Raw genomic sequence first — 4075 nt, 5'->3', positions numbered from 1 at the left:
GGCCTTGGCCGCCTGGGAGGCCGCGGACGCCGCGCGCTGCGCGGCACTCGCCGCGCGCTGGGTGTCGTCCCTGGCCGCCTCGGCCTCGGCCGCGGCCCGCTGGGCCGCCTCCTTCGCCAGTTTCGCCGCTTCGACGGCCTTGGCGGACTCGGCCTGGGCCGCCTTCGTCTCGACCGCCGCCTGCCGCCCGGCTTCCTTCGCCCGGGCCGCCAGCTCGGCGATCGTGGCGTGCTCCTCGTCCTTGTTGCGCGCCACGAACTGGCCGACTTCGAGGAACTCCCGGATCTCGTCGGGCCCTCCGCTCAGCGCGATGCGACCTGCGGCCCGCACGTTCGGTCCGCCCACGCTGATGACCTGGGTGAGCTGGACCCGGTCGTCCTGCTCCTGCCAGGTGTACTGCCCCTCTTCGAGGAACTTCGAAATCGCTGCCGGCCCACCGTCGAGCGCGGCCTGGCCGGCCTCTTGGACATTGGGGCCGCCCGCGTCGATGACCTGGGCCACCCGCACCCGGTTGTCCTGCCGAGCGGGTTCCTCCCAGCCCCAGCTCAGGAAGATCTCCAGCTCCTCCTGTGTCCCCGACAGCGCGGTACGTGCCGCGGCCACCAGTTCCGAACCACCGATGCTCGCGATCTGAGCGGCGCTGACCCTCTCGTCCTGCAGCAGCAGTTCCCCGGCGACGGTCAGGAACTCCTGCACATCCGCATCGCTGCCGGTCAGCGCGGCCTCGGCCGCGGCCTTGACCCCGGGTCCGCCGGACCTCCAGTAGTCCAGGACCTGGCCCCGGTCCGTCGCGGCCGCCTCGGCCGACGCGGCGACCGCCTGCCCGTCGACGGCCGGCGACTCCTCGGCCGCGGCGGGGTGGGCATTCAGGCCGCCGGTGACCATGAGGAGCGACAGAAGTGCCGGCACCACGGCCCGTCTCCACCGTGGCATTCCTTCTCGACCTGACCTTCCGAAACATCTTCTATTCATGACATATCTACCTTTTGGTCATGTCGGAATTCAGCACCCTTGTTCGGGTGATAGATAAAGACCATAGCCCGATAAGAAAGCCATACGGGGAGAGTGACCTTCGGATCACTTCGGCCGCAGAGCGCGGAAAGGTACCGAAAGGCGTGCAGCAAGGACGCCCCGGAGCGTATGCGATATTTTCCGACCAACCGGTGATCTTGGCGCTTCACGGGTGAACAAGGCGTTGACTGGAACGGGAGTTGGGGTTAACTTGTGCACCTCTTTAGGCTTTCTGGTGACTAATTGTGGGCAGCTTTCTACATGAAATTGCTGCACCTGAAAGGAGGGTGCGGTGTTTTCCCGCGCCCGTAGCCTGACCATGGCCGGAATTTTCGGCCTCGCCGCGATCGGAATCGGCATCCCCATGGCGACCGCAGCCGATTCGGCGGAAACCGCCGCTTCGGACACCCCACCCCCGGCGGTTGAAGATTTCCAGTACCCGGGCGCTGCCGCAATTCTCCAGTCGGAGGGGATCGAACTGAAGAAAGGCGACGGTCACATTTTGCTGGCCGCCTGCGACGGTTCGGCGGACCAGATCAAGGTGTCGACGGTCGCCGACAGCGGGGCCAACCGCAAGGGCGAGTACTGCTTCGACGTGACGTCCCCGTCCGGCTATCTGACGCTGTCGCTGCCGCGGGTCTTCGCCCTGGAAACCGGCGACCACCCGTTCAGCGCCGACCTGACCGCGAACGGTGCCACCACCACGGTGAACGTCGCCGAGGGCGGCTTCGAGCCGGTCGGCGAGGGCACCGTGGGCGGCGCCCGCTCCGTGCTCGTCGAGATCCGCGTCACCGGCTGAGCCGGCCGATCCCAGCATCAAGGAATCAAGAAACGTGACCCTTTCGCGCACGAACGCGCTCACTTCACCGGGCCTGGTGATCACGGGCGCCGTCGCCCTCGCCTCAGCCTTGTTCACCGTCCCGGCGCACGCCGTGGTGGGCAACGCCGTACCTGCCGGCTCCTACGCCTTCACCGTCAAGGTGTCTCTCGGGGCGGACGACACCGCTCGCGCATGCAGCGGCGCCCTCGTCGCCCCGGACTGGATCCTGACCGCGGCGAGCTGTTTCGCCGAGGACCCGGCCGCGCCCGCGGTCACCGCGGGCAAGCCCGCCCTGAACACCACCGCCTCGGTCGGTGGCACGAGCCGCGCCGTGGTGCAACTCGTGCCCCGGTCCGGACGGGACCTGGTCCTGGCCCGCCTGTCGCGGCCCGTCACCACGGTCGCCCCGGTCGCCGTCGGTACCGTCTCCCCCGCGGCGGGGGAACAGCTGGTGGCGTCGGGCTGGGGCCGTACCGCGACGGAGTGGGTACCCACCTCCGCGCACTCCACCGGCTTCGTCGTGAACGCCGTTTCCGCCGACGACCTCGACGTCAGCGGGGTGGGCGGCTCCGTCTGCAAGGGCGACACCGGTGGCCCCCTGCTGCGCGTGGCGAACGGCACCACCGAGCTGGTCGGCATCAACAGCCGCTCCTGGCAGGGCGGTTGCGTGGGCGAGACGGAGACCCGCACGGGTGCTGTCGCCGCACGCGCGGACGACCTGGCCACCTGGGTGGCGGACACCGTGGGCAAGAGCGCGGTGACCGACTTCAACTGCGACGGAGTCGAGGACATCGCTGTCGCCGACCCGGCGGCGGCGGTCGGTGGTGACGCCGACGCCGGTCTGGTGCGGGTCGTCCTCGGCGGCGGCAAGGGCACCCAGGAGATCACTCAGGACCTGGACTGGGTGTCCGGTGGCTCGGAGGCCGGTGACGGGTTCGGCCAGGCGCTGGCCACGGTCGACTACGACGAGAACGGCTGCACGGACCTGGTCGTCGGCACACCTGGCGAGGACCTGGACACCGCGACCGACGCCGGAATGATCGACATCCTGCACGGTGCGCCCGGTGGCCTGGGCACGGGCACCGTCAAGGACACGCACTACGAACAGGGTGCGGGCAACGGCTCCCTGAGCGCGTCCGCCAGCGAGACCGGTGACCTCATGGGCGCTTCCCTGGCCGCCGGTGTCACCCGCGCGGGTGAGCCGTTCGTGATCGCGGGAGCTCCGGGCGAGGGCGTCGACACGTCCGCCGGGGCGGGCATGGCCGTCTACATCCACGGCACGACCAACGTGGTCATCCACCAGGACCGGCTCGACGTGCCGGGCGCGGTCGAGCCGGGAGACGGTTTCGGCGGGGCCGTCGCCGCCGACTCGAACCACATCGTCGTCGCGGCGCCCCACGAGGCGATCGACACCGACGCCGACGCCGGCAACCTGGTCGTGTTCGACCCGAACACGCTGAACTCCGAGGACCGGCCGACCCCGCTGTTCGGGCTCGACCAGGATCTGGACACGGTCGGCGGCGGAGCCGAGGCCGGGGACCTGTTCGGCACCTCGGTGGCGCTGGTGCCGTACCGTCCGTCGGGCGCGGCGGCGGCCACGGAGTCGATCCTGGCCGTCGGTTCACCGGGCGAGGCTCTCAGCGTCGACGACGTGACCAAGGCCGGAGCGGGCCTCGTACAGTCCTTCCGGATCCGCGCGGACGGCAGCTACAGCCAGCTCAACACCTACGAGTCGGGCACCGGCGACGACGACGTCTCCGGCACCTCGGAGGCCGGTGACCACTTCGGTCAGGCTCTGACGGCCGTGAACACCGCGCCGCGCGCGGTGAGCACCGCGGCGACCATGAAGCTGGCCGTCGGCATCCCCGACGAGGCGGTCGGCACCACCGCGAGCGCGGGCGCGATCACGACGTTCTCCCTCCTGGGAGCGCCCGGTGACAGCGAGCGGTGGATCGAGACGGGTGACGGCGACGGCGTTCCCGGCACCCCCGGCGCCAAGCAGTACCTCGGAAAGTACATCCACTACACGTCCACGGCCCTCTACGTGGGCATGCCGTACGGGCCGTCCGCCCACGGCACCCTGTACGCGCTCCCGCTGTCGAACGTGACCGCCGGCGGCACGATCGCATCGGTGACCACGTACCAGCCGGGCAGCGGTGGCCTTCCGGCCGCCGGCGTCCACTTCGGATACGCGGCACGGTAGCCGGACCCTGCGGGGACAAGGGGGGTGCGGCCGGTGGACAC

The 4075-nt window shown here is 70.2% G+C and carries 3 protein-coding genes; 2 read left to right on the top strand and 1 reads right to left on the bottom strand.

The features are described 5' to 3' along the window. The coding region (locus ACFWEP_RS32580) for an ALF repeat-containing protein (protein ID WP_387375595.1) at positions 1-912 on the bottom strand (912 nt) is incomplete at its 3' end. Positions 913-1303: 391 nt separating this feature from the next. Between ACFWEP_RS32580 and ACFWEP_RS32575 the strand changes: the two genes are divergently transcribed. Further along, positions 1304-1810 carry a hypothetical protein gene (locus tag ACFWEP_RS32575; RefSeq protein ID WP_387375593.1) on the top strand — a complete coding sequence of 169 codons (507 nt, stop codon included), beginning with the start codon at positions 1304-1306 and terminating at the stop codon, positions 1808-1810. A gap of 34 nt (positions 1811-1844) precedes the next feature. Next, complete coding sequence (locus ACFWEP_RS32570; RefSeq protein ID WP_387375591.1) at positions 1845-4034, top strand: S1 family peptidase; 2190 nt, start codon at positions 1845-1847, stop codon at positions 4032-4034. Positions 4035-4075: the final 41 nt, after the last annotated feature.

Origin of the sequence: Streptomyces sp. NPDC060198 (genome assembly GCF_042728415.1) — a bacterium.
Taxonomy (GTDB): Bacteria; Actinomycetota; Actinomycetes; order Streptomycetales; family Streptomycetaceae; genus Streptomyces.
Note: the sequence above shows the minus strand (reverse complement) of the source record. Positions and strands in the feature narration are given on the sequence as shown.